21 protein-coding genes are annotated in these 23,552 nt (G+C 72.0%); 7 read left to right on the forward strand and 14 right to left on the reverse strand.

Going from position 1 to position 23,552, the window contains the following annotated elements:
• Nucleotides 1-82 precede the first annotated feature (82 nt).
• Entirely contained in the window at nt 83-1,012 is a 930-nt protein-coding gene (locus BLT97_RS10740) for an aminoglycoside phosphotransferase family protein (RefSeq protein ID WP_218137297.1), read from the forward strand.
• A 63-nt stretch (nt 1,013-1,075) separates the two neighbouring features.
• On the opposite strand, the gene BLT97_RS10745 is transcribed toward BLT97_RS10740, so the two are convergent.
• Nucleotides 1,076-1,477 carry a DUF5997 family protein gene (locus BLT97_RS10745; RefSeq protein WP_093608590.1) on the reverse strand — a complete coding sequence of 134 codons (402 nt, stop codon included), beginning with the start codon at nt 1,475-1,477 and terminating at the stop codon, nt 1,076-1,078.
• 105 nt (nt 1,478-1,582) lie between these two features.
• Between BLT97_RS10745 and BLT97_RS10750 the strand changes: the two genes are divergently transcribed.
• On the forward strand, nt 1,583-2,428 hold the full coding sequence (locus BLT97_RS10750) for a LysR family transcriptional regulator substrate-binding protein (protein WP_093608591.1): 846 nt from the start codon (nt 1,583-1,585) through the stop codon (nt 2,426-2,428).
• Between the two features lie 116 nt (nt 2,429-2,544).
• On the opposite strand, the gene abc-f is transcribed toward BLT97_RS10750, so the two are convergent.
• Both abc-f and BLT97_RS10760 read right to left on the reverse strand, forming a co-directional pair.
• Complete coding sequence (gene abc-f / locus BLT97_RS10755) at nt 2,545-4,170, reverse strand: ribosomal protection-like ABC-F family protein (RefSeq protein WP_425442684.1); 1,626 nt, start codon at nt 4,168-4,170, stop codon at nt 2,545-2,547.
• A gap of 237 nt (nt 4,171-4,407) precedes the next feature.
• Nucleotides 4,408-6,627 (reverse strand): NADP-dependent isocitrate dehydrogenase, encoded by a 2,220-nt coding sequence (locus BLT97_RS10760; protein ID WP_093608593.1) that lies wholly within the window; start codon nt 6,625-6,627, stop codon nt 4,408-4,410.
• Nucleotides 6,628-6,759: 132 nt separating this feature from the next.
• On the opposite strand from BLT97_RS10760, the gene BLT97_RS10765 reads away from it, so the two are divergent.
• Nucleotides 6,760-7,170, forward strand: a complete 411-nt coding sequence (locus BLT97_RS10765) for a PPOX class F420-dependent oxidoreductase (protein WP_093608594.1) — start codon at nt 6,760-6,762, stop codon at nt 7,168-7,170.
• Nucleotides 7,171-7,230: 60 nt separating this feature from the next.
• On the opposite strand, the gene BLT97_RS10770 is transcribed toward BLT97_RS10765, so the two are convergent.
• The 3 genes from BLT97_RS10770 to BLT97_RS10780 all read right to left on the reverse strand — a co-directional run bounded on the left by BLT97_RS10770 (nt 7,231) and on the right by BLT97_RS10780 (nt 9,826).
• Nucleotides 7,231-7,809: a histidine phosphatase family protein gene (locus BLT97_RS10770; protein WP_093608595.1), complete on the reverse strand. Its 579-nt coding sequence runs from the start codon at nt 7,807-7,809 to the stop codon at nt 7,231-7,233.
• A gap of 58 nt (nt 7,810-7,867) precedes the next feature.
• Nucleotides 7,868-8,284 (reverse strand): GNAT family N-acetyltransferase, encoded by a 417-nt coding sequence (locus BLT97_RS10775; protein WP_093609034.1) that lies wholly within the window; start codon nt 8,282-8,284, stop codon nt 7,868-7,870.
• Nucleotides 8,285-8,374: 90 nt separating this feature from the next.
• Entirely contained in the window at nt 8,375-9,826 is a 1,452-nt protein-coding gene (locus tag BLT97_RS10780; protein ID WP_093608596.1) for an aminotransferase-like domain-containing protein, read from the reverse strand.
• Between BLT97_RS10780 and BLT97_RS10785 the strand changes: the two genes are divergently transcribed.
• Together BLT97_RS10785 and BLT97_RS10790 are read left to right on the forward strand one after the other, a co-directional pair.
• On the forward strand, nt 9,825-10,805 hold the full coding sequence (locus BLT97_RS10785) for a DMT family transporter (RefSeq protein ID WP_093608597.1): 981 nt from the start codon (nt 9,825-9,827) through the stop codon (nt 10,803-10,805). The genes BLT97_RS10780 and BLT97_RS10785 overlap by 2 nt on opposite strands.
• 162 nt (nt 10,806-10,967) lie before the next feature.
• A complete protein-coding gene (locus BLT97_RS10790; RefSeq protein WP_093608598.1) occupies nt 10,968-11,159 on the forward strand; it encodes a DUF1918 domain-containing protein in 192 nt (63 codons plus the stop codon).
• Between the two features lie 105 nt (nt 11,160-11,264).
• Here the strand turns inward: BLT97_RS10790 and BLT97_RS10795 are convergent, their stop codons facing one another.
• Nucleotides 11,265-12,476, reverse strand: a complete 1,212-nt coding sequence (locus BLT97_RS10795; RefSeq protein ID WP_093608599.1) for a glycoside hydrolase family 10-like protein — start codon at nt 12,474-12,476, stop codon at nt 11,265-11,267.
• 235 nt (nt 12,477-12,711) lie between these two features.
• Here BLT97_RS10795 and BLT97_RS10800 point away from each other — a divergent pair, with 235 nt between their 5' ends.
• Entirely contained in the window at nt 12,712-13,569 is an 858-nt protein-coding gene (locus BLT97_RS10800; RefSeq protein ID WP_093609036.1) for a 3-hydroxybutyryl-CoA dehydrogenase, read from the forward strand.
• Nucleotides 13,570-13,692: 123 nt separating this feature from the next.
• Here BLT97_RS10800 and BLT97_RS10805 read toward each other — a convergent pair whose 3' ends face one another.
• Nucleotides 13,693-14,157: a GNAT family N-acetyltransferase gene (locus BLT97_RS10805; protein WP_093608600.1), complete on the reverse strand. Its 465-nt coding sequence runs from the start codon at nt 14,155-14,157 to the stop codon at nt 13,693-13,695.
• A 324-nt stretch (nt 14,158-14,481) separates the two neighbouring features.
• Between BLT97_RS10805 and BLT97_RS10810 the strand changes: the two genes are divergently transcribed.
• Nucleotides 14,482-14,739 (forward strand): hypothetical protein, encoded by a 258-nt coding sequence (locus tag BLT97_RS10810; protein ID WP_093608601.1) that lies wholly within the window; start codon nt 14,482-14,484, stop codon nt 14,737-14,739.
• 58 nt (nt 14,740-14,797) lie between these two features.
• Here the strand turns inward: BLT97_RS10810 and BLT97_RS10815 are convergent, their stop codons facing one another.
• From BLT97_RS10815 to BLT97_RS10840, 6 genes are all read right to left on the reverse strand, one after another.
• Nucleotides 14,798-15,328, reverse strand: a complete 531-nt coding sequence (locus BLT97_RS10815; protein ID WP_093608602.1) for an NUDIX hydrolase — start codon at nt 15,326-15,328, stop codon at nt 14,798-14,800.
• Nucleotides 15,329-15,450: 122 nt separating this feature from the next.
• On the reverse strand, nt 15,451-16,791 hold the full coding sequence (locus BLT97_RS10820) for an NsdA family TPR-like regulatory protein (RefSeq protein WP_093608603.1): 1,341 nt from the start codon (nt 16,789-16,791) through the stop codon (nt 15,451-15,453).
• Between the two features lie 420 nt (nt 16,792-17,211).
• Nucleotides 17,212-18,309, reverse strand: a complete 1,098-nt coding sequence (locus BLT97_RS10825) for a PP2C family protein-serine/threonine phosphatase (protein WP_093608604.1) — start codon at nt 18,307-18,309, stop codon at nt 17,212-17,214.
• Nucleotides 18,310-18,591: 282 nt separating this feature from the next.
• Nucleotides 18,592-21,120, reverse strand: a complete 2,529-nt coding sequence (gene pheT / locus BLT97_RS10830) for a phenylalanine--tRNA ligase subunit beta (protein ID WP_093608605.1) — start codon at nt 21,118-21,120, stop codon at nt 18,592-18,594.
• A complete protein-coding gene (pheS, locus tag BLT97_RS10835; RefSeq protein ID WP_093608606.1) occupies nt 21,120-22,259 on the reverse strand; it encodes a phenylalanine--tRNA ligase subunit alpha in 1,140 nt (379 codons plus the stop codon). Before pheS ends, pheT begins: the two co-directional genes overlap by 1 nt.
• Nucleotides 22,260-22,415: 156 nt before the next feature.
• Nucleotides 22,416-23,546 carry a sensor histidine kinase gene (locus BLT97_RS10840; protein ID WP_093608607.1) on the reverse strand — a complete coding sequence of 377 codons (1,131 nt, stop codon included), beginning with the start codon at nt 23,544-23,546 and terminating at the stop codon, nt 22,416-22,418.
• Nucleotides 23,547-23,552: the final 6 nt, after the last annotated feature.

The raw sequence follows: 23,552 nt of genomic DNA on the forward strand, positions 1-23,552 counted from the left end.
ACCCCCGTATCCGCGAACCGGTGTCGGCGTGCCGGTGCCGCCGCGGGCCTCGCGCCCGGGGCGGGCCCGGTACGGTCGCCGGATGGCACCCGCGTCCCTCCCGCCCCTGTCCCCGATGGTCCGCAGCAAGGCACTGGGCCTCGGGCGCGCAGGCCGGCGCTGGCTGGACGAACTGCCCGCCCTGCTCCGGTCGTTGGAGCGCGACTGGGGGCTGACCGTCGGGCCGTCGCTGGCCGGCGGTTCGGAGGCCTGTGTCCTGCGGGTCAGCACGGCGGCGGGCGAGGAGGCGGTGCTCAAACTCGCCCTGCCCGACGAGGGGTTCACCCGCCAGGCGCGCACCCTCCGCCTCGCCGAGGGCCGCGGCTACGTGCGTCTGCTGCGGCACGACGCGGAGCGGCACGCCCTGCTCCTGGAGGCGCTCGGCGAACCTCTGGACCAATTGGCCCCGCCCGAGCGGCAGATGGACGTGCTGGCCGGACTGCTGCGGCAGGCTTGGGACGTGCCGCCGCCGGGCGGTGCGGCCGAGGACAAGGCGGCGGGGCTGCACGCGCTCGTCGAGCGGCTGTGGGAAGAGCTCGGGCGGCCGTGCCCGGAGCCGGTGGTGGCGCACGCGCTGCGCTGTGCCCGACGCCGTTCCACGGCGGCCGCGCAGTACGTGCTCGTGCACGGTGATCCACATCCCGGCAATGCGTTGCGCGTCCGGACGGACCGCCCCGGCGCCTCGTCCGGCTATGTCTTCGTGGACCCGGAGGGCTTCCCCGCCCCGGCCGCGTACGACGTGGGAGTGGTCCTGCGGGACTGGTGCCCGCAGCTCCTCGCGGGCGATGCGCTGGGGACGGCGCGCGGCTACTGTGCGCGGCTGGCCGCGGGCACGGGCCAGGACCCGGTGGCGGTGTGGGAGTGGGGCTTTCTGGAGCGCGTGTCGACCGGCCTGTACTGCCTGGCGCACGGCGCGGAGGAGATGGGCCGCCCGTTTCTGGAGACGGCGGCGCTGCTGCTCGGGGAGGAGTGAGCGCGGGCTGCGCCGGGGGAAGGGCCGGCCACCTGGCGTGCGGGCAGCCCTCCCCGTCCGGGCTCAGCGGTCCTGGGCGTCGGCCTCCGCCTTGGCCGCCTTCTTGGCCTTGATCCGCATATTCTCCTCGCGGACCTTCGCCTGCGTGGCGCGCTCCTGCGCCAGCCACTCCGGCATCTCCTGCTTGAGCGCGTCGATCTGGTCGGTGGTCAGGGCCTCCGTGACGCCGCCGCGGGCCAGGCCCGCGATGGAGACGCCGAGCTTGGCGGCGACGACGGGACGCGGGTGCGGGCCGTTCTTGCGGAGGTCGGCGAGCCACTGCGGCGGCTCGGCCTGCAGGGCGTTGAGCTCGGCGCGCGAGACCACGCCCTCCTGGAACTCGGCGGGGGTGGCCGGAAGGTACACACCCAGCTTCTTCGCCGCGGTCGCGGGCTTCATGGTCTGGGCGTTCTGGTGCTGCGTCATGGGATCAAGGGTAGCCACCGCGCGCGCTCCGGCTGACCAGCGCGGGCCGTGGGGCCGCGGCCCGGCGGGTAACCTGGCGGAGTGACAGGCACGGCAGCATCCCCGGTGGCAGGCTCGGACGACCCGGCGGGGTTCCGCCTCGCGTATGTGCCGGGCGCGACGCCCGCCAAGTGGGTGCGGATCTGGCGCGAGCGCCTGCCGTCCATCCCGCTGACCCTCGTGGCCGTGGAGGCCGCCGAGGCGCCGGAGCTGGTGGCCTCGGGGGGTGCCGACGCGGGGCTGCTGCGGATGCCGGTGGACCGGGAGCGGTTCAACGCGATCCCGCTGTACGCGGAGACCACCGTGGTCGTCGTCCCGAAGGACCACCTGATCACGGCCGCCGACGAGGTGGACCTCGCGGATCTGGCCGACGAGATCGTGCTGCATCCGCTGGACGACACCTTCGGCTGGGAGCAGCCGCCGGGCAAGCCCGCCTTCGAACGGCCCGCCACGACCGCCAACGCCGTCGAACTGGTGGCGGCGGGGATCGGCGTGCTGATCGTGCCGCAGTCGCTGGCCCGGCTGCACCACCGCAAGGACCTCACGTACCGGCCGCTGACCGGCGCCCCGGAGTCCCGGATGGGCCTGGTGTGGCCGGAGGGAGAGACCTCCGACCTGGTCGAGCAGTTCATCGGGATCGTGCGCGGGCGGACCGTGAACAGCTCCCGGGGGCAGTCACCGGCCGAGGTCGAGGCGGCGCGGAACCGCGGCAAGGGCAAGGGCGGCGCTGCGAAAGGCGGCGCAGGTAAGGGCAGCGCTGCGAAGGGCGGCGCGGCCAAGTCGGGCAAGGGCGGCTCGGGCAAGAGCGGCGGTTCCGGCGCGACCCAGCGCGGCGGCGGCAAGGGCGCGGGACGGTCCTCTTCCGGCTCGGCATCGGGCGCCCGCCGCGGTAAGCCGCGCGGGCGCCGCTAGGCAGCCGTATCAGGCGAGGGCAATAGCAAGAGCGACGGCGAGAGCGAGAGCGACAGCGATACGGAGGGAACCGGGCCGAGGCCGAAGCCGAGGCCCCGGCCCGGGTCCCCTGCACCTCACCCCTCCCGACGACCACCCCGCAGCTCCAGCCGATCCCCCACGAACCGCTCCCTGAACTCCCGGTCGTGCGAGACCACGACCACCGCGCCCGGGTAGGCGGCCAGGGCGGTCTCCAGGTCCTCGACCAGGTCGAGTGCGATGTGGTTGGTCGGCTCGTCGAGGACGAGCAGGTCCGCGGGACGGGTCACGAGGACGGCCAGCTGGAGGCGGCGCTGCTGCCCCGCGGACAGCGAGGCGACCGGGACGTGCAGGTCCTCCTCGCGGAACAGGCCGAGCGCGAGCAGCCGCTCGGCATGCTCGTCGGGCAGTCCGGGCCGCCCGGCCGCGAAGGCGTCCAGGAGCGGCAGGCGCGTGGTGCGTACGGGCAGCTCCTGCGCCAGGTACCCGATCCGGGCCGAGCGGCGCACCGTGCCCGCGTCCGGTTCCAGATCACCGGCGACGACCCGCAGCAGAGTCGTCTTGCCGGCGCCGTTCTCGCCGGTCACGAGGAGCCGCTGCCCCGGCTCGACCGTCAACTTCCCGTCCAGGACGAGCCGTTCGCCGACGCGTACGTCCTCCAGCTCGACGAGGGCGCGGCCGTCCGGCCGGTCCTGTGCCGCGTACGACAGCGACGTGGAGAAACGCAGCGGCTCCGGCGGCGCCGACACCGGGTTGCGCCGCAGCTGCCCCAAGCGCTCGCGGACGGCCCGTACCTGCCCTCCGAGCTTCGCCTCGTGGGAGCGGCGGTGCTTTCCGAAGCCCTGGCCGGGGTCCTTGCCGGTGGTGGCGAGCCGCCGTCCGGCCGCCTCCAACAGCTCCTCGGTACGGGCCACTTCGTCGAGCCACTCCGCGTGCTCCTGCTCGGCTCGGCGCCGGGCGGCGGCCTTGGCGGTGCGGTAGCCGGTCCAGCCGTCGCCGTACCGGCGCACGGTGCGCGCGTCGCGGTCGACCTCGAGGATCGTGGTGGCGATGCGCTCCAGGAAGCCGCGGTCGTGCGTGACGGCGACGACGGTGCCGCGGTGGGCGCGCAGCTGCTCCTCCAGCCAGCGCACCGCGGACCGGTCGAGGTGGTTGGTCGGCTCGTCGAGGAGCAGCAGTTCGGGCGCGGCGGCGAGGACACAGGCGAGCGCGAGCCGCGACTGCTCGCCGCCGGAGAGCGAGCCGAGCACGCGGTCCCTCGTGATCCCGGCCAGTCCGAGGGCGTGCATCGCGGCGTCGACCCGGGCGTCCGCCTCGTAGCCGCCGCGCTCCTCGTACGAGGTCAACAGCTCGCCGTACGCGGCGAGTTCGGCCTCGGATGCCTCGCCGAGTGTCACCTCGGCCGCCCGCAGTGCGCGCTCCATGGCGCGCAGGTCGGCCAGGGCGAGGTCGACCGCGTCCTGCACGGTGCAGGCGGGGTCGAGGTCGAGGGTCTGGGCGAGGTGGCCGACCCCTCCGGGGAAGGTGACGGTGATCTCGCCGGTGTCCGGGGTCTCGGCGGCGGCGAGAAGTTTGAGCAGGGTGGACTTGCCGGAGCCGTTCTCGCCGATGACGGCGGCCTTCTCGCCCGGCCGGACGGTGAAGGTGACCTGGTCGAGGACGGTCCTGGTGCCGTAGGACTTGGTGACGTCCTTGACGGAGAGCTGCGCCACGGCAGCGGGCATGACGGTACGGGCGCGTTCGCGCATGGTTCTTTCCCTGGGGATACGAGAGGTCTACGGGCGGCAGAAACGGCAGCGGCAGCCGTGCCCGGACTCAGAGAAAGAAGTAGTGACGCATGCCCCCACCATACAAGACGATCCGTCTCGTCTCAAACGGCCGACAGTCAGGGGGCGGAACGCAGCTCGCCCCGGCCGGATCGAATCCGGCCGGGGCGAGCCCGCTTCACAGCACCGTCAGGGTCAGGCCAGGGTGGCCAGCGCCTCGTTCAGCGTGGCCGACGGACGCATCACCGCGGACGCCTTGGCGACGTCCGGCTGGTAGTAGCCGCCGATGTCGGCCGGGCTGCCCTGGACGGCGAGCAGCTCGTCGACGATCTTCTGCTCGTTCGCCGTGAGGGACTCGGCGAGCGGGGCGAAGGCCTTGGCCAGGTCGGCGTCCGCGGTCTGCTGCGCCAGCTCCTGGGCCCAGTACAGGGCCAGGTAGAAGTGCGAGCCGCGGTTGTCGATGCCGCCGACGCGACGGGTCGGGGACTTGTCCTGCTCCAGGAACGTGGCCGTGGCGCGGTCCAGGGTGTCCGCGAGGACCTGGGCGCGGGCGTTGCCCGTGGTGGTGGCCAGGTGCTCGAAGGAGACCGCGAGCGCGAGGAACTCGCCGAGCGAGTCCCAGCGCAGGTAGTTCTCCTTGACCAGCTGCTGGACGTGCTTCGGGGCGGAGCCGCCGGCGCCCGTCTCGAAGAGGCCGCCGCCGTTCATCAGCGGGACCACCGAGAGCATCTTGGCGCTGGTGCCCAGCTCCAGGATCGGGAACAGGTCGGTCAGGTAGTCACGCAGGACGTTGCCCGTGACCGAGATCGTGTTCTCGCCGCGGCGGATGCGCTCCAGGGAGAACTTGATCGCGTCGACCGGAGCCATGATCTCGATCTGGAGGCCCTCGGTGTCGTGCTGCGGCAGGTACGCCTTGACCTTCTCGATCAGCCGGGCGTCGTGCGCACGGGTCTCGTCCAGCCAGAACACGGCCGGGTCGCCGGTGGCGCGGGCACGCGTGACGGCGAGCTTGACCCAGTCCTGGATCGGGGCGTCCTTGGTCTGGCAGGCGCGGAAGATGTCGCCCTCGGCGACCTCCTGCTCCAGGACCACATTGCCCGCGGTGTCGACGAGGCGGACGGTGCCGGCCGCGGCGATCTCGAAGGTCTTGTCGTGGGAGCCGTACTCCTCGGCCTTCTGCGCCATGAGGCCGACGTTGGGTACGGAGCCCATGGTGGCCGGGTCGTAGGCGCCGTTGGCACGGCAGTCGTCGATGACGACCTGGTAGATGCCGGCGTAGGAGCTGTCCGGCAGCACCGCGAGGGTGTCGGCCTCCTGGCCGTCGGGGCCCCACATGTGGCCGGAGGTGCGGATCATGGCCGGCATCGAGGCGTCGACGATGACGTCGGACGGCACGTGCAGGTTGGTGATGCCCTTGTCGGAGTCGACCATCGCGAGCTCGGGGCCCTCGGCCAGCTCGGCGTCGAAGGAGGCCTTGATCTCGGCGGCCTCGGGCAGCGACTCGATGCCCTTGAGGATGCCGCCCAGGCCGTCGTTCGGGGACAGGCCGGCGGCGGCCAGCTTCTCGCCGTACGCCGCGAAGGTCTTCGGGAAGAAGGCGCGGACCGCGTGGCCGAAGACGATCGGGTCGGAGACCTTCATCATCGTGGCCTTGAGGTGCAGCGAGAACAGCACGCCCTCGGCCTTGGCGCGGGCGATCTGCTCGCCGAGGAAGGTGCGCAGCGCGGCCACGTGCATCACGGAGGCGTCGACGACCTCGCCGGCCAGGACCGGGACGGACTCGCGCAGGACGGTGGTGGCGCCGTCGGCGGCGACGTGCTCGATGCGGAGCGACCCGTCCTCGGCGATGACCGTGGACTTCTCGCTGGAGCGGAAGTCGTCGGCGCCCATGGTGGCGACGTTGGTCTTGGACTCGGGGGTCCAGGCGCCCATGCGGTGCGGGTGGTTCTTCGCGTAGTTCTTGACCGAGGCGGGGGCGCGGCGGTCCGAGTTGCCCTCACGCAGGACCGGGTTCACGGCCGAGCCCTTGACCTTGTCGTAGCGCGCGCGGATCTCGCGCTCCTCGTCCGACTTCGGGTCGTCCGGGTACGCGGGCAGCGCGTAGCCCTGGCCCTGCAGCTCGGCGATGGCGGCCTTCAGCTGCGGGATCGAGGCCGAGATGTTCGGCAGCTTGATGATGTTGGCCTCGGGCGTCTTGGCCAGCTCGCCGAGCTCCGCGAGGGCGTCCGGGATGCGCTGACCCTCGTCGAGGTACTCGGGGAACTGCGAGATGATCCGCCCGGCCAGCGAGATGTCACGGGTCTCGACCCGCACGCCGGCCGTCGAGGCGTACGCCTGGATCACCGGCAGGAACGAATGGGTCGCCAGGGCCGGGGCCTCGTCAGTGTGCGTATAGATGATGGTCGAGTCAGTCACCGGATGCTCCGCTCCACGTCTGCATGCGTCTACTGCTTGCGTCGTCGGTCGAGATTACTCGACATCAAGATATCTCGAAGCCGGGGCTCTCTGGCCAGGGGCCCGGGCGACGTCTCCCCTAAGGTTCACGTCATGTCCATCACACTCAGCGACGCGGCCCGCCGCCTGCTCGAAGACCCGAACACGGCGATCCTGGCCACCCTCAACCCGGACGGGAGCCCGCAGACCTCTCCGGTGTACGTGGGCCTGGACGGCGACGACCTCGTGATCCCCTCGCAGGCGGGGCGGCGCAAGCACAAGAACCTGCTGCGGGACCCGCGGGTGAGCATCACGGTGTACGACACCGCCGATCCGCAGAACTACGTCGAGGTCCGCGGCACCGCGACGATCGGCGAGGACGTGGGGCGCCGGCTCGCGTACGACCTCGACGAGCAGTACGACGGGCCCGGCGCGGGCGACTCGGTGCTCGCGCTGCCGCCGGAGGTGCAGCGGATCGTCATCCGCGTCACGCCGACGCATGTGGCGGGGCGCGCGGCGCGTTGAAGGCCGGCGGTCCCAGGGGGTGGCGCTGAGGTCTGCGGGGCGCGCTGAGGTGCGGTGTTCTCAGGCAGCGCGGCCTGCGAGGCGGAGGCTCCACCGGCCCGAGTGGCCGGTGACGGTCACCGTCGACAGGGGTGGGACGTCGATGTTCCAGTACGTGGCCGGGGGCGCCTTCAGCGCGTAGACGAGGGCGGCGCGGACCACTCCGGGCTCGGCGACGGCGACGACGGTGCCGCCGTCGTCGACCGGGCGCGTGTCCATCCAGCGGCCGACCCGCGAGATGAACGCGAGCAGGCTCTCCCCGCCGTGCGGCGCCGAGCGCGGATCTCCCAGCCAGGCGTCCACCGCGGCCGGTTCACGCGCGGTCACCTCGGCGAGGGTCCGCCCGCGCCAGCGACCCATGTCGCAGTCGCTGAGCATCGGCTGGGCCATGGGCGCGAACCCGAGCGCGTCGCCGGTCGCGCGGCTGCGCGGGGTGGGCGAGCAGTAGCGCAGCTCGGCCCGCCCGTACGGCACGAGGGTGTGCGCGGCGAGCTGCAGCTCGTGCCAGCCGGCCTGGTCGAGCGGCCGGTCGTCGTCGAAGCGCTCGGCGAGCAGCGAGGAGCTGCGTGCGGCGGCGATCAGCGTCACCCGAACATGCATGCGGTGATGTTGAAGTGTGCCGCTGCGCAGGTCAAGAGCGGAACGGACAGCGACGGGGCTACTGCAGTCCGAGCGTCATCCAGCGTTCGGGGTGCGTGAGCGGCTCGAAGCCCACTTTCCGGTACATCCCCTGGGCGTCCTCGGTGGCGAGCATGATGCGGCGCAGACCGCAGGGCTCGAGTTCGTCCCGTACCGCCTCGACCAGCGCCACACCGAGCCCGTTGCCGCGTACGGAGCGGTCCACGTACACGTCGCAGAGCCAGGCGAAGGTGGCGCGATCCGTGATGACCCGGGCGTACGCCACCTGCTCGCCCGAAACCGGCTCGTACACCCCGAAGTTGAGCGACCCTGCGACTGCCTGGTCCTGCTTCTCGCGGCTGCGTCCGAGCGCCCAGTACGCGTCGGTGGAGAGCCAGTAGTGGATCTTCGCGAGGTCGAGGCGGGCGGGGTCGGTGGAGATCTCGTAGCCGGTCATGACCACGAGGTTTCCATCCGGACGCGTCGGAAGGCCAGCGGATATGGCCTCTGCTTGCTCCGTCGTCGGGAGCCGGTCCGCGCCCCGGCCTCAGCCCAGCACCTCCTCACACGCGACCCGCAGCCGCCGCACGCCCTCCGCGATCTCCGCCTCGCCCGCCAGGCCCGCGAAGCTCAACCGGACGTGTCCGGCCGGTGGTTCGGCGCAGAAGTAGGGGCGGCCCGGGGTGATCGCGACACCGGCGCGCAGCGCGGCGGAGTTGAGCGCGGTCTCGGCCGCCGCGCCGCCGCGGCCAGGCGTGCCGTCTGGCAGGCGCAGCCACAGGTGGTAGCCGCCGGACGGGATGTGCGGCAGCGCCAGACCGGGCAGTTCGCGCAGCAGCGCGCCGGCCATCTGGTCGCGGCGGATGCGCAACTCCGTGGCCACGGTGCGCAGATGACGGTTCCAGGCGGGGGCGCGCACCAGTTCCAGGGTGGCCTCCTGGAGCGGGCGCGGGACGAAGAAGTGGTCGACGATCTGGATGGCGCGCAGCCGTTCGAGGGCCGGTCCGCGGGCCACGAGGGCGGCCACCCGGAGGGAGGGCGAGGTCGCCTTGGTCAGTGAGCAGACGTGCACCACCACGCCGTCGGGGTCCGAGGCGATCATCGGCGGCGGCAGCGGGCCGCTGTCGTCGTGGGCGAGCCGGCGCACGAAGTCGTCCTCGATGACGAAGGCGCCGAACTCCCGTGCCGTCCGCACGACTTCGGGCCGCCGGGCCGCGGAGAGGACGGCACCCGTCGGGTTCTGGAAGAGCGGCTGGCAGACGAACACCTTCGCGCCGGTGGCCCGGAACGCGTCGGCGAGCAGCTCGGGCCGCACCCCGTCCGTGTCCACCGGCACGGGCACCGGCCGCAGCCCGGCGGCCCGCGCGATGGCGAGCAGTCCGGGATACGTGGGCGACTCCAGGAGTACGGGTGTGCCGGGCGCGGCGAGTCCGCGCAGGGCGGTGGTGAGCGCGGTCTGCCCACCGGAGGTGATCAGCACGTCGGAGGCGGTGACGGCCCCGCCGCAGCCCCGCGCGAACCACTCGCGCAGCTCGGGCAGTCCGTCCATCGGCGGCCTGCCCCACGCTCCCGGCCGACGTCCGGCGCGGCCGAGCGCGGCGGCGAGCGCCTGCTCGGGCTGGAGCGAGGGATGCAGATAGCCGCTGTTGAACTCGATGACCCCGGTGGGCGGTTGGGCCAGACAGGCCAGCACGCCCGAGGCGTCCACCGCGCGCGGCTCGGCGGAGGCCTGCGCGCTGAGGGAGACCTCCTGCCAGGAGGTGTCACCCGCCGGCTCGGTAGCGGTACGCGCCTCGGCACGGAAGGCCCCAGCGCCCGGCCGGGTCACCACGAGGCCCTCGGCCGCCAGCTGGGCCAGCGCCCGCGAGACGGTCACGGGACTCACCCGGAAACGCTCGACCAGCACACGGCTGGACGGCAGCTTCCCACCCGGAGAGTAGCGATTCAGCTCCGCTCGCAGGCTGTTCGCCAATTCCCCCACACTGCTACGCTCTTGCATGACAGCACAGGATAGCGCTACTCGCCGGACCACGATAGCGGTCACCCCCGTCGCCGACCTCACCGACGGCCGGGCCACCACCGACACCGCCGCCCCCGCTGTCGCGCCCGCCGGCCGCGACAGCACCCGTACCGGCATCCTCCTGGCCGCCGCCGGCGTCACCGCTTTCTCGCTCACCTTCCCCGCCACCGTGTGGGGTCTGGACGGCTTCGGGCCCTGGTCCCTCGTGGCCGTCCGCATGGCGCTCGCGGGCCTGATCGCGGGCGGCTGTCTGCTGGCCCTGCGCATCAAGGTGCCGGCCCGCGAGCACTGGTTCTCGCTCGCCGTCGTCGCCGCCGGTGTCGTGGTCGGCTTCCCGCTGCTCACCACGCTCGCCCTCCAGACCTCCACGACCGCCCATGCCGCCGTCGTCGTCGGCCTGCTCCCGCTCACCACGGCCGCGATGTCCGCCCTGCGCACGGGCGCGCGTCCGTCGCGCACCTTCTGGACCGCGGCCTGCGTCGGGGCCGCGGCGGTGATCGCGTTCACCGTGCAGCAGAGCGGCGGCGCGCTCACCACCGCCGACCTCTACCTCTTCGGCGCCCTGCTGATCTGCGCCGCCGGCTACACCGAGGGCGGCCGGCTGGCCAAGGTGATGCCCGGCTGGCATGTCATCGGCTGGGCCCTGGTGGCCTGTCTGCCGTTCGCGATCCCGGCCTCCGCGGCCGCCCTCGCGTACGAGCCGTGGGAGCTCACGGCGAAGGCCGTGGCCGGTCTTCTCTGGGTGGCGGTCGGGTCGCAGTTCGTGGGCCTGGTCGTCTGGTACCGCGGCATGGCCGCGATCGGCATCCCCAAGGCCAGCCAGCTCCAGCTCGCCCAGCCGCTGCTCACCCTGGTCTGGTCGGTGTCCCTGCTCGGCGAGACCATGACGGCGGCGGCTCCGCTCACCGCCGTGGCCGTGCTGATCTGCATCGCGGTGACGCAGCGGGCGCGCGGCTGAGCGGCGCTGTCCGGTGGCGGGCGGGAGCCCCTGCGGGCGTGCTCGCGGGGGCCGGAAGGGGGGGCCGCCCGGGGTCCCGTGGGGGTCCCAACTCCCGCCACCCGCCGTAGACTTGCCGCCACGGACCGCCACTCGCCAGTCAAGCCGAGGAGGTCACCCCCGATGCGCGCAGATGTGGGCGACACACTGCTGGTGCACGGCAGGGTCGTCGGGCAGCACGACCGGGTCGCGGAGGTCGTCGAAGTGCTCGGCCCGGACGGCACTCCCCCGTTCCGCGTCCGCTTCGAGGACGGGCACGAGACGCTGGTGTCCCCGGGCCCGGACACCGTCGTACGCCACAAACAGAACGACTGATCGCACGGAACGACGGATCCTCCGCGACGGCCGGACCGGACCGGCTGGTCCGCGACGGCCGGACCGGACCGGCCCGCCCCGCGACGGACCGGCCGGTACCCGAGGTCAGCGCCGCGTGTAGTGGTCGGCGACCACGCGCGTCATCGCCCCGATCGGATCGGCCGCGACCTCCTTGGCGGAGAAGAACACATGCCCGCGCACCTGCCGGAACTGACTGGCGTACGTGAGATGGCGGGACAGCTCGGCGGGGTCCTGCCAGGGTGCGGGCTGTGCGGGATCGGCCACCTTGTACAGGGCCTCGCCGAGGTACAGGTCGACGTCGGTGCCCTTGACCACGTCGGCCCACCACGGCACGAGCTTGGCGTAGTCGGCCACCGTGAAGCCCATGTTCCAGTAGAGCTGGGGCACGACGTAGTCGATCCAGTCCCGCTTGACCCACTTGCGCACGTCGGCGTGCAGGTTGTCGTAGGTCTGCACGCCCGCCGCGGTGTCCGAACCCAGCGGATCCGTCGCCTTGTTGCGCCACACACCGAAGGGACTGATCCCGAACTGCACGCCCTTGCGCACCTTGGGAATCGCCTTCGCCATGCCCCGTACCAGCTGATCGGTGTTGTCCCGGCGCCAGGCCGCGCGGTCCGCGAAGCCCGCGCCGTACCGCTCGTAGGCCGCGTCGTCGTCGAAGACCTGGCCCGCGACCGGGTACGGGTAGAAGTAGTCGTCCCAATGCACCGCGTCGATCGGGTACTTGCGCACGGCGTCGAGCATCGCCTGCGTCACGAACGCGCGGACCTCGGGCAGTCCGGGGTTGTAGTAGAGCTTGCCGCCGTACGGGACCAGCCAGTCGGGGTTCTGCCGCGCAGGGTGGTCGGGCGAGAGCCGGGCGGGGTCGGTGTGGTTCGCGACGCGGTACGGGTTGAACCAGGCGTGCAGTTCGAGCCCGCGGCGGTGTGCCTCGTCCACGGCGGTGCCCAGCGGGTCCCAGCCGGGGTCCTGGCCCTGGACTCCGGTGAGGTACTCCGACCACGGCTCGTAGTCGGAGGGCCACAGGGCATCGGCGGTGGGGCGCACCTGGAAGATCACGGCGTTCAGCTTCCGGCGTACCGCCGTGTCCAGATACGCGAGCAGTTCGGCCCGCTGGGTCGCGGCGGGCAGCCCCCGTGCGGAGGGCCAGTCACGGTTGGCCACGGACGCGATCCACATGCCGCGGAAGGCTGTATTGCGAGGTCGGAGGTGCTTTTCGGCGGCGACCGCATCTCCTGCGAGCCCCGCCCCGAAGAGTGCAGCGGCGCCGGCCACCGTGAAACTCCTGCGCGTCATACGCAACGTATGCCACCCCTTGTATCGACTTGTTCGTTTGGCCCGGAATCACCGGACAGCACCTGTTGTTCCGTGGGACGTGCCACAGCATGCCGCCCCGGCCCCCTGTGCACCAGTGAACGCGGAGTAACGTCGGACCATCGGGGCGCGCGTCGACCATGCTTCGCCCCGCATTTCCAGCGGGCGGCCCGCCCACCCGGAGTACGAAAGGGACGATGTGACCGAGACCTCGTCAATCGTTGACATTGCACGCGTCGGAGTCGTGGGCTGCGGCCAGATGGGGGCCGGCATCGCCGAGGTCTGCGCGCGCGCCGGACTGGAGGTCAAGGTCGCCGAGACCACCGGTGAGGCGCTGGAGATCGGCCGCACCCGGCTGCACAACTCCCTGGCGAAGGCCGCCGAGCGCGGCAAGATCAGCGAGGAGGAGCGGGACGCCACGCTGGCGCGGCTGACGTTCACCACCGACCTCGGCGAGTTCGCCGACCGCGACCTGGTGATCGAGGCCGTGGTCGAGAACGAGGCGGTGAAGACGGAGATCTTCCAGGTGCTCGACCAGGTCGTGACCCGGCCGGACGCGATCCTCGCCTCGAACACGTCGTCCATCCCGCTGGTGAAGCTCGCGGTGGCGACCTCGCGTCCCGACCAGGTCATCGGCATCCACTTCTTCAACCCGGCTCCCGTGCAGCAGCTCGTCGAGCTGATCCCGGCACTCACCACCTCCGAGGGCACCCTCGCGCGCGCCCAGGTCGCGGTCGAGAAGGTGCTCGGCAAGCACGCCATCCGCGCCCAGGACCGCTCGGGCTTCGTGGTCAACGCGCTCCTGATCCCGTATCTGCTCTCCGCGATCCGGATGTTCGAGTCGGGCATCGCGAGCCGCGAGGACATCGACAACGGCATGGAGATGGGCTGCGCCCACCCCATGGGCCCGCTGAAGCTGGCCGACCTGATCGGCCTGGACACGGTCCACTCGGTCGCGGACTCGATGTACGCGGAGTACAAGGAGCCCCTGTACGCCGCTCCCCCGCTGCTCCAGCGCATGGTCGACGCGGGCCGCCTCGGCCGGAAGACGGGCTCGGGTTTCTACACGTACTGAGGGCTTCTACTCGTACTGGGGGCTCTCCACTTACTGAGGGCTTCTCCCCGTACTGAGCCGCCGCCGTATCAGCGAGGTCCACTGTCCGTCGGGCAGTGGACCTCGTCGTGTCGAGGGCTGTTCCTAGGCCAGCCGCAGGTCGACCCACTCGACGGTGTCCCCGGGCACGAGCACGTACCGCTCGGTCTCCACGAATCCACGCTGCAGGGCGAACCGCAGCCCTTCCTCGTTCTCCGCGAGCACCACCGTCTCGATGATCTCGGCGCCCAGTGCGCGCGCCCGCGCGAGACCCCGGCGGTACAGCTCCGCGCCGAACCCCTTGCGGCGGTGGCCGGGCAGGACCCGGGCGATCACCGTGGCCGTACGGGAGTCGTCAGCGGGGGGCCGCACCGTGGTGCAGCCCACGAGGTCCTCGCCGAGGTAGGCCACTTCCAAGTGGTGGCGGACGGAGCGGTCCCGCGCGTCGGCGAGTGAGAGCGGGTGGTGCGGGATGACGGTGTTGTGCACCCGTCGCCAGTCGGCGAGCGCCCGGTCGTCGCGAGGGCTGTGGATGCGCAGTGCGGGAACTGCTGTACGTGGGTCGGACATGTCTGCACCCAAGCCACACCGTCGCCGCGAGTCAAGCCGAAATTCTCCCGCCCGTCGCAACCACCCCCAACACCCCTGCCTCCCCTGCCGATTCGGCCACTCTCCGTATTCTTCCGGCCAGATTGCGGCCGTACGGGCGGGGCGTGCGGGGCTCGGCGGGTGCCGGGTCCGAAGGGTTCGCACCCGTGTGAACCCAGGGCCCGCATATGCCCCGCGCACACGCTCCCGCGCCTCTCACCAGGCGGCTTTACTGTCCGTGCGCAGAACAGGGATGGCTGCGCACGGACAATTTCCAGCCACGTACAGCCAGGAAGGAGCGGACTCGTGACCACCGACCCCGAACATCCCGTGCTCCAGGAAGAACACGCAGAGTTGCGCCGGAGTCTGGATGTGGGACTCGCCCGCATCGAAGGGCACTTGGCGCTGCTCACCCAGCGCGATGAGCAGAGCACCAAGGAACTCGACGATCTCAATGTGCGGATCGCCGCGCTCGAGCACAGCCGCTGGCCGCTGCCCACCGTCGCGGCGCTGACCGCGGTCGGCGCGTTGGTGGTGGCCGTCTGGCAGGCGCTCGGACGCTAGCGGCGATGCGGCCGCGCCGGTGTCGGCCGCATCGACAGGGCCACGGGTGGCGGGTGTCTCAGCCGAGCCTGAGGTGGTGGAGCATCAGGAGTGCGGCCGCCATGTTGGCGGCCGGCACCTCTCCTCGCGCCACCATGTCGGGGACGAGTTTGAGCGGCACCCACTCCCGCCGGGATGACTCGAAATCGTCCACGGGATGGCCCACATACGTCCCTTCGTCCGCCCAGTAGATGTGGTGCCTTGCATCGGTGAGGCCGTTGGAGGGTTCCACACTGAGCAGGTGCTGGAGGGGACCGGGCCGCCACCCGGTCTCCTCCTCCAGCTCGCGGGCGGCCGCGTACGCGATGTCCTCGCCGTCCTCGACCACCCCCGCGGCCAGCTCCCAGCCCCAGCTGTCGGTGATGAAGCGGTGCCGCCACAGGAGCAGGACTTCGTTGGCCTCGTTGACGACCGTCGCGACCGCCACCGGCCTGAGCCGGATGAGGAAGTGATCCAGATGCCGCCCGTCAGGCAGCTCGACGTCCGCCAAGTTCACCTGGAACCAGCGGTTTTGGTACACAGTTTGTTCGCATAGTTTCGTCCACTGCACGGTTCTGCCACCTTCCGCCGAGATAGATGGCAATATCGCACGCGCGTTGGCAGCAGGCAGTCGTGGTCACAGCGGCGCACGGAGGCACGGCGCCGCACGGAAGCACGGCTTCCGGGGCTCTCTCACAGCGGCACGCGCAGGGCCCCGTCGATGAGTGCGGCCGCTTCCTCGGTGCCGGAGCATCCGCTGCGGACGAGGTGCTCGCGTACCGCCCGCAGCCGGTCGCGCAGCCGCTGTGACTCCATTCCCCGTGCCTGCCGGGCCATTTCGACGGCCGTGGCCACGGCCGCCTCCGCCTCGCCGCGTCTGAGCTCGATCTGGCTGAGCACGGCGAGCCGGTGCACCCGCCCCCGGTCGTGGGCCGGAGTGTCCACGGCCGCGGCCGAGTGCACCCGCGCTGCTGCGAGATCACCGAGGCTGAGCAGGGCCTCAGCCACCTGCACGTTCACCAGGCCTGGCTGCACATAGCCGGTCTCTGCGGGTTCGTGGCCGGGGTGGATCCGCTCGGCCGCGGACTCCGCCCGCCGGATGCAGAACAACGCGCTGCTGCCGTCCCCGAGATGCGCGTACGCCTTGGCCTGCATCGCGTAGAGGTCGGCGGCGAGCGCGGGCGTGATGTGCCGCCCGGCGGCCCGCAGCGCGGCCTCGGCGAAGGCGACGGCCTGCCGGTACTCGCGGATGAACAGCGACTGGTTGACGAGCAGCGCTATCACGTAGGCGCCGAGTCCCCTGTCCCCGCTCGCCTTGGCGAGCCGGAGCGCCTGGTGGAAGTAGCGCTGCGCGAGGCCGTGCGCGTCCGAGTCGTACGCGCAGATGCCGGCGATCGCCACCAACCCGCCGGTGGCCCGGTGCAGTTGGCGCCCCATCGCGTCCGTGTAGCTGCCGCGCAGCAGCGGGGCGGCCTCGGCGTTGAGGAAGCCCACGATGCGCGCGCGGGTCGCGACGCCGCCGGTCTTGCGGTACATCTGCTCGTAGTGCGCGCGGGCCGAACTCAGCATCGCGATATCGGACTTGCTCACCGGGTGCCGGCCGCCGCGCGAGACGTCCACGTCCTCCGGCGGGTTCTCCCACTCCCAGACCGGCATCACGGCCGGGGTCCCGGTGACGGCCGCCGCCCCGAGCACATGGGGGCGCTGCTGCATGTCGGAGCGCCACAACGCGGTGGCCCGCTCCACGAATCCGGACAGCGAGGTGGCGGCCGGCGAGGCCTCCTGGCCGGGCACGCCGAGGCCGATGTCGTCGAGCGTGACGGTGCGCTGCAACCGGGCCGCGAGCACCTCGCAGATCAGATCGGGCACCTGGCCGCGCGGCCGCTGGCCCTTCAACCACCGCGCCACGGCCGTGTGTTCGTAGCGCAGCGCGAGTCCGCGGGCCTTGCCTGCCTGGTTCACATGGGCGGCGAGGCCCGCGTGGGAGACGCCGGCCTCGTCGAGAATCGCGTCGAGCAGGGTGTTGGGCTGCATCGGTGCCCTCCGGTGGCTCGGTGCCGCCCAGCGTAGTCGAGCGCGTTTCACACGGGGTGCGAAACAAGTGCCCACAGTGACGGGCCGTGCACTCTGCCGTACCGGGCCGGCAATCGGTTTGGATATATGCGTCCGGCACCCCTGGACCGGACACCTTTGGCCTCGCCAGAGGCGGCCGGGCCGTCGGCTCCCCCTCGTACAGTGCGACGGCCCATACCGCGCCGCCCGCCTCGACCGCCTGCCGAACTCTCCGCGGCGAGGTGGGCGGCGCCGGCCGGGCCGGTGGTCGGACTCCCGCTCGCAGGAGGGGAGTTCGCGCGGTGGCGCGCTCGACTCCGGGTAGCCGCACCGGAGGCGAACGGCTCGACCGGGCGCGGGTGGCAGCCCGCGGACCCGTGACCGCGGGTGGCAGCCCGCCGGTCAGCTCGCCGTCCGCGCCCCGCGCACCACCGGCTCCCCCGGCTGCTGCGGCTGGTGCGGCACCTTGCGCCGCTCGTTGCGCAGCACCAGGAGCGCCATGTCGTCGGCGAGGCGGCCCCCTGTGTGCCGCAGCAAGGTGTCGCAGACGGTCTTGATGAGCTCGCCCGGCGCGCTGCGGTTGCCGGCGAGCACGGCGGCCAGCGGGAAGAAGCGCCCGGCGGAGTCCCGTGCGTCCTCGACCCCGTCGGTGTGCAGGAGCACCGTCTCGCCGGGGCGCAGCCGGCCGCAGTGCTGCGCGGGCAGGTCGGCGGGGAGCGGGAAGGGGCCGAGCGGCGGCAGGGGTTCGCCGGCGGCGATGCGGTCGACCTGCCGGCCGAGGCGGTACGGCCAGGGGTGCCCGCAGTTGAGCGCGTACATGGAGCCGTCGGGTCGGATCTCCAGCAGCAGCACCGTCACGAACTCCTCGGCCAGCGGGCTCTCGGGCTCGCTGCTGCACGTGGCCGGGTGCTCGGCCCGTGCGCGCTCGCGCAGGTGCCGCTGCATGGCGCGCTCCAACCGGCGCAGTACGGAGCCGAGTTCGGCCTCGTCGTGCGCGGCCTCGCGGAAGCTGCCGAGCAGGGCGGCGACGGTGCCGATGGCCGCGAGTCCGTGCCCGCGCACATCGCCCATCACGACCCGTACGCCGTGATCGGTGGCCACCGCCTCGTAGAGGTCGCCGCCGACGGTCGCGGCCCGGTGGGCGCAGAGCTGGCCCGCCGCGATGGCGAGCCCGTCGAGCCGGGGCGGCAGCGGGCGGAGCAGCACGCGCTGGGCGGCACCCGCGACTTCGCGGATCTGGGCGAGCTCCTGGAGCAGGGCCCTGCGCACGCCGAGTATCAGTCCGGTGCCCACGGCGAAGAACACGGCACTGGTGGCGATCCGCGCCGTGAGCCCGTCCTGCTGGGCGAGCGGGCAGGTGAGCTTGTAGAGGATGGCGACGCCGCCCCACAAGGTGGGCAGGGCGAGGGTGACCACGCGCCGGATCCGGGAGGACTCCCCCGGAGCGGTGCGATGTCCGAGGCGCGCTCCCAGAAGCGTCCTGGACCGGATAAGGATCATCGCCGACGGCCTCCCTAAGGCCCTTGTCCAGCAGGGGCCGGCCCCGAGAAGGGTGCGTAAACCGGGTCACCAGGCGTGACGGCTTCGGCGTACGGCCGGATCGATTCTGTCCACGGGCTGGCCCGATCGGGCCATGGAGTCGGTTCTTCTCACCCGAACGAGTGAGGGGCGCACTTGGGTCTCCAAGTGCGCCCCTCACCAGGGGTTTTGCGCCTCTGCGCTACGGGCTCGTGCGCCCCGCAGCGCTCAGGCGGCCGCGGCCGCTGACGGACCGTGGGCCGCTTACGCCCCGCGCAGCACCGCGCCGGTGTGCTCGGCGGCCAGGGCCACCGCGGCGTCACGGGCGGCCGAGACCTCCTCGGCGGTCAGGGTGCGGTCGGGGGCGCGGAAGCGCAGCGCGTACGCGAGCGACTTCTTGCCCTCGCCGACCTGGTCGCCGGTGTAGACGTCGAACAGGCGGATGTCCTCGAGCAGTTCACCGGCGCCGCCGCGCAGGTAGTACTCGACCATGGCGGCCGGACGGTCGCTGTCCACGACGAGCGCGACGTCCTGCGTGGCCACCGGGAAGGTGGAGATCCGCGGCGCCTGGAGCGTGCCGTCGACGGCCTGCTCGACGAGGTCGAGGTTCAGCTCCATCGCGCAGGTGCGCGCCGGCAGGCCGAAGGCCTTGACCACGCGCGGGTGCAGCTCGCCCGCGTGACCGACGAGGGTCTTCACCCCGTCGACGACCACGGACAGCTCGGCGCACCGGCCCGGGTGCCAGGGACCGTACTGGCCCTGGTCGATGAGCAGGTCGACGCCCGCTTCGGCGGCGATGCTGCGCGCGGCCTCCACGGCGTCCGCCCAGTCGGCCGGACGGCCCTTGCCCCACCAGCCGGCCTGCTCGCGGGCGCCCGCGAGGACGACCGCGGCGTGCCGCGGCTGGACGGGCAGCTGGGCGTTGAGCCCGGCCAGCTCCTCGTCCGTGGGACGGCGGTCGACCGGCAGACGCACCGCGGTGCCGACTCCGTCGCCCGGCTGGAAGACCAGACCGGTCTCGAAGAGCGCGAGGTCGTGGCTGCCCCGGCCGTCGTTGCGGCGCAGCGCCTGGAGCAGGCCGGGCAGCAGCGTCGTACGAAGAGCGGGCTCCTCGTCCGAGAGCGGGTTGACCAGCTTGACGACCTGGCGGGCCGGGTCGTCCTTCTCCAGCAGGAGCTGGTCGAAGACCTGCTCGCCGATGAACGGGTAGCTGAGCGCCTCGACGTAACCGGCACCCGCGAGGGCGCGGCCGACGCGGCGGTGCAGCCGCTGGCGGTCGGTCAGACCCATGCCCGCGGGGGGCTTGGGCAGCGTCGAGGGCAGGTTCTCGTAGCCCTCGAGGCGGATGACCTCCTCGGCCAGGTCGTTCGGGTCGGTCAGGTCGGGACGCCAGGACGGCACGGTGACGACGAGCTCGTCCTGCCCGTACACATCGCAGCCGACCTCCTGGAGCCGCCGTACGACGGTCTCGCGGCCGTACTCCACACCCGCCACCTTGTCCGGGTGGTTCGCCGGGATGGTGATGGTGTGCGGCGCGTTCGGCGCGATGACCTCGGTGACGCCGGCCTCGGCGGTGCCGCCCGCGAGCAGCACGAGCAGGTCGACGGTGCGCTGTGCGGCGGCGGCCGCGGCCTGCGGGTCGACACCGCGCTCGAAGCGCCGGGACGCCTCGGAGGACAGCTTGTGCCGGCGCGCGGTGCGCGCGATGGACAGCGCGTCGAAGTGCGCGGCCTCGATGACGACCTCGGTGGTGCCCTGGGCCAGGCCCGTCTCCGGGTCCACCACGGGATCGGCGATCTCGGTGTTGGCGCCGCCCATGACACCCGCGAGACCGATCGGGCCACGGCTGTCCGTGATCAGCAGGTCCTCGGCGTCCAGCACGCGCTCGACACCGTCGAGGGTCGTGAACTTCTCGCCGGCCTCGGCACGGCGCACGCCGATCGGGCCCTCGATGAGGTTCCGGTCGTACGTGTGCAGGGGCTGGCCGAGCTCCAGCATCACGTAGTTCGCGACGTCGACCGCGAGCGAGATGGGGCGCATCCCGGCCTTCTGCAGCCGGCGCTGCAGCCAGATCGGGGAGCGGGCCTCGGGCGACAGGCCCACGACCGTACGGGCCGTGAAGCGGTCGCAGCCGATCGGGTCGGCGATCTGCACGGGGTGGCCGAAGGAGTTCGGCGCGGGCACGTCGAGCAGCGCCGGGTCGCGCAGCGGCAGACCGTACGCGGTGGCGGCCTCGCGGGCCACGCCGCGCATCGACAGACAGTAGCCGCGGTCGGGCGTGACGGCGATGTCCAGGACCTCGTCGTACAGCTCGAGCAGCTTCGTGGCATCGGTGCCGATCTCGTGCTCGGGCGGCAGGACGATGATGCCCTTGGTGCCGTCGTCGCCCATGCCCAGCTCGTCGCTGGAGCAGATCATGCCGCGCGACATCCGGCCGTACGTCTTGCGCTCGCCGATCCGGAAGTCACCGGGCAGCACGGCGCCGGGCAGCGCCACGACGACCTTGTCGCCCTCGGCGAAGTTCCGGGCGCCGCAGATGATCTCCTGGGGCTCGCCGGTGCCGTTGGCCTGGCCGACGTCGACCGTGCAGAAGCGGATGGGCTTCTTGAACTCGGTCAGCTCCTCGATGGTGAGGACCTTGCCGACCACGAGCGGGCCGGTCAGGCCCGCACCCAGCTGCTCGACGGTCTCGACCTCCAGGCCGACACCGATGAGCTTCTCCTGTACGTCACGGCCGGTGGCGTCCGCCGGCAGGTCGACGTACTCCCGCAGCCAAGAAAGCGGGACCCGCATCAGATCTCCATCCCGAACGGCCGGGTGAACCGGACGTCACCCTCGACCATGTCTCGCATGTCTTCGACGTTGTGGCGGAACATGAGCATGCGCTCGATGCCGAAGCCGAACGCGAATCCGCTGTACTTCTCGGGGTCCACACCGCAGGCGACGAGCACGCGCGGGTTGACCATGCCGCAGCCGCCGAGCTCGATCCAGCCCTCGCTGGAGCAGGTGCGGCAGGGCTTGTCGGGGTTGCCCACCGACTCGCCGCGGCACACGTAGCAGAGCATGTCCATCTCGGCGGACGGCTCGGTGAACGGGAAGTAGTTCGGGCGCAGCCGCGTCTTCATGTCCGCACCGAAGAGCGCCTTGACCATGTGGTCGAGGGTGCCCTTGAGGTCCGACATGGTCAGGCCCTCGTCGATGGCGAGCAGCTCGATCTGGTGGAAGACCGGGGTGTGCGTGGCGTCCAGCTCGTCCGTGCGGTACACGCGGCCGGGGCACACGATGTACACCGGCAGCTCACGGTCGAGCAGCGCGCGGGCCTGCACCGGCGAGGTGTGGGTGCGCAGGACGATGCCGGACTCGTCGTCGACGGTCGGCTTGCCGTCCTCGCGGGTGCCCTGGACGAAGAAGGTGTCCTGGGTCTGGCGCGCGGGGTGGTCGGGCACGAAGTTGAGCGCGTCGAAGTTGAACCACTCGGCCTCGACCTCGGGGCCCTCGGCGATCTCGTATCCCATGGACACGAAGACGTCCGCGACCCGCTCCATCATCGTGGTCAGCGGGTGCCGGGCGCCGGCCGGTACGCGGTCGTGGGGCAGCGTCACATCGACGGCCTCTTCGACGAGCACACGGGCGTCACGCTCGGCCTCGAGCTCGGCCTGGCGGCCGGCGAGCGCCTTGCTGACGGCGCCGCGGGCCTGGCCGATGCGCTTGCCGGCCTCGGCCTTGGCCTGCGGGGGCAGCGCGCCGATCTCGCGGTTGGCGAGCGCGAGCGGCGAGGTGCCGCCGGTGTGCGCGACCTTGGCGGCCTGGAGCGCGTCGAGGTCACCCGCGGCGGCGAAGGCGTCGAGCGCCTCGTCCCGCATGCGCTCGATCTCTTCCGGTTTCAAGGCTTCGACCTCAACAGGGTCGTACGACTTATTGGGTGCCGACATCTCTTCCCGTGCTTCCGATTGGCTGGCTGGTCTCATCTGGGACCGCAGACCGCGCCCACGCAGACACAAATGCGCCAAGGGCCGAGTCTAACGGGGTGACAGAGTGGCGATGACGCCCGTGGGAGGGGCTGAAGGCCTGATAAGCGGTGTTCGCGCCTAGAGCAGGTAGCCCGGAGTACCCACGGGCAACGTAAATCGGAACTCCGCGCCGCCCGCGGGGCCGCGGCCGACGGTGATCGTCCCGCCGTGCGCCTCGACGATGCCCTTGACGATGTAGAGCCCCAGGCCGGTGCCACCGCGCTTGCTTCCCCGCCAGAAGCGGGTGAAGACACGGCCCATCGACTCCTCGGGGATGCCGGGGCCTTCGTCGCTCACGGTGACTGCCGTCCCTTCCAGGGGGCTTGTCTGGGGTGCCACGTCAATGGTGACGGTCCCCTCGCCGTGGCGCACGGCATTTTCCAGAAGGTTGGAGAGCACCTGGTCGATCTTGTCGGGATCGGCCCACAGGTCGGGCAGCGGCTGCTGAAGCCGTACGAGGAACCGGTCCGGCGCCTGCCCCGCGGCCACATGCGCCTGGATGTGCCGCCCGACGGCGGCCGGCAGGTCCACGGGCTGCCGGCGCAGCTCGAGCCGGCCCGAGTCGATCCTCGAAATGTCGAGCAGCTCGGCGATCAGCCGCGTCACCCGGTTCGCGTCGGCGTCGACCGTCTCGAGCATCAGCTTCTTCTGGTCGTCGGTGAACCGCTCCCACTTGGCGAGCAGCGTCGCCGTGAAGCCCTTGACCGAGGTGAGCGGGGAACGCAGCTCGTGCGCGACGGTCGCTATCAGCTCGGCGTGGCTCCGCTCCGTACGGCGCCTGGCCTCGGTGTCCCTGATGCTGATCACGAGCCGGTGCAGGGGCCCGGTGGGCCGCGTCCGCACGTAGCGCGCGGAGACCAGCACCTCACGGCCGCCGGGCAGCAGCAGATTGCGCTCGGGCTGTCCGATCCGGATCGCCAGACCGCCGTACGGATCGGTCAGCTGCCACCAGCGCCGGCCTTCGAGGTCCTCCAGCGGCAGGGCGTCCTCGACGGACTGCCCGAGGGCTTCTTCCGGGCATACGGCGGTGATGCGGGCGGCCGCCGCGTTGAAGCAGACCACCCGGCCCTTCTCGTCGGCGACGACGAGGCCGTCGGGCAAGTCGTCGGGATCCAGGCCGAGTTCGGCCGCCGGGGAGTCGATACGGGGCGCGGCAGGGCGCGGCACGGAGCGGTGTGCTCCGGCCTGTCTGCTGATGCCGACACTCATGTCCCC

The sequence above is a fragment of the Streptomyces indicus genome (assembly GCF_900100315.1).
GTDB classification, from domain to species: Bacteria; Actinomycetota; Actinomycetes; order Streptomycetales; family Streptomycetaceae; genus Streptomyces; species Streptomyces indicus.

Bases quoted from the DNA above. Each gene is read 5' to 3' on its own strand.
- BLT97_RS10740 (WP_218137297.1), top strand. From the start codon at position 83: ATGGCACCCGCGTCCCTCCCGCCCCTGTCCCCGATGGTCCGCAGCAAG.
- BLT97_RS10745 (WP_093608590.1), bottom strand. From the start codon at position 1,477: ATGACGCAGCACCAGAACGCCCAGACCATGAAGCCCGCGACCGCGGCG.
- abc-f (WP_425442684.1), bottom strand. From the start codon at position 4,170: ATGCCCGCTGCCGTGGCGCAGCTCTCCGTCAAGGACGTCACCAAGTCC.
- BLT97_RS10765 (WP_093608594.1), top strand. From the start codon at position 6,760: ATGTCCATCACACTCAGCGACGCGGCCCGCCGCCTGCTCGAAGACCCG.
- BLT97_RS10770 (WP_093608595.1), bottom strand. From the start codon at position 7,809: ATGCATGTTCGGGTGACGCTGATCGCCGCCGCACGCAGCTCCTCGCTG.
- BLT97_RS10775 (WP_093609034.1), bottom strand. From the start codon at position 8,284: ATGACCGGCTACGAGATCTCCACCGACCCCGCCCGCCTCGACCTCGCG.
- BLT97_RS10785 (WP_093608597.1), top strand. From the start codon at position 9,825: ATGACAGCACAGGATAGCGCTACTCGCCGGACCACGATAGCGGTCACC.
- BLT97_RS10780 (WP_093608596.1), bottom strand. From the start codon at position 9,826: ATGCAAGAGCGTAGCAGTGTGGGGGAATTGGCGAACAGCCTGCGAGCG.
- BLT97_RS10790 (WP_093608598.1), top strand. From the start codon at position 10,968: ATGCGCGCAGATGTGGGCGACACACTGCTGGTGCACGGCAGGGTCGTC.
- BLT97_RS10795 (WP_093608599.1), bottom strand. From the start codon at position 12,476: ATGACGCGCAGGAGTTTCACGGTGGCCGGCGCCGCTGCACTCTTCGGG.
- BLT97_RS10805 (WP_093608600.1), bottom strand. From the start codon at position 14,157: ATGTCCGACCCACGTACAGCAGTTCCCGCACTGCGCATCCACAGCCCT.
- BLT97_RS10820 (WP_093608603.1), bottom strand. From the start codon at position 16,791: ATGCAGCCCAACACCCTGCTCGACGCGATTCTCGACGAGGCCGGCGTC.
- BLT97_RS10825 (WP_093608604.1), bottom strand. From the start codon at position 18,309: ATGATCCTTATCCGGTCCAGGACGCTTCTGGGAGCGCGCCTCGGACAT.
- pheT (WP_093608605.1), bottom strand. From the start codon at position 21,120: ATGCGGGTCCCGCTTTCTTGGCTGCGGGAGTACGTCGACCTGCCGGCG.
- pheS (WP_093608606.1), bottom strand. From the start codon at position 22,259: ATGTCGGCACCCAATAAGTCGTACGACCCTGTTGAGGTCGAAGCCTTG.
- BLT97_RS10840 (WP_093608607.1), bottom strand. From the start codon at position 23,546: ATGAGTGTCGGCATCAGCAGACAGGCCGGAGCACACCGCTCCGTGCCG.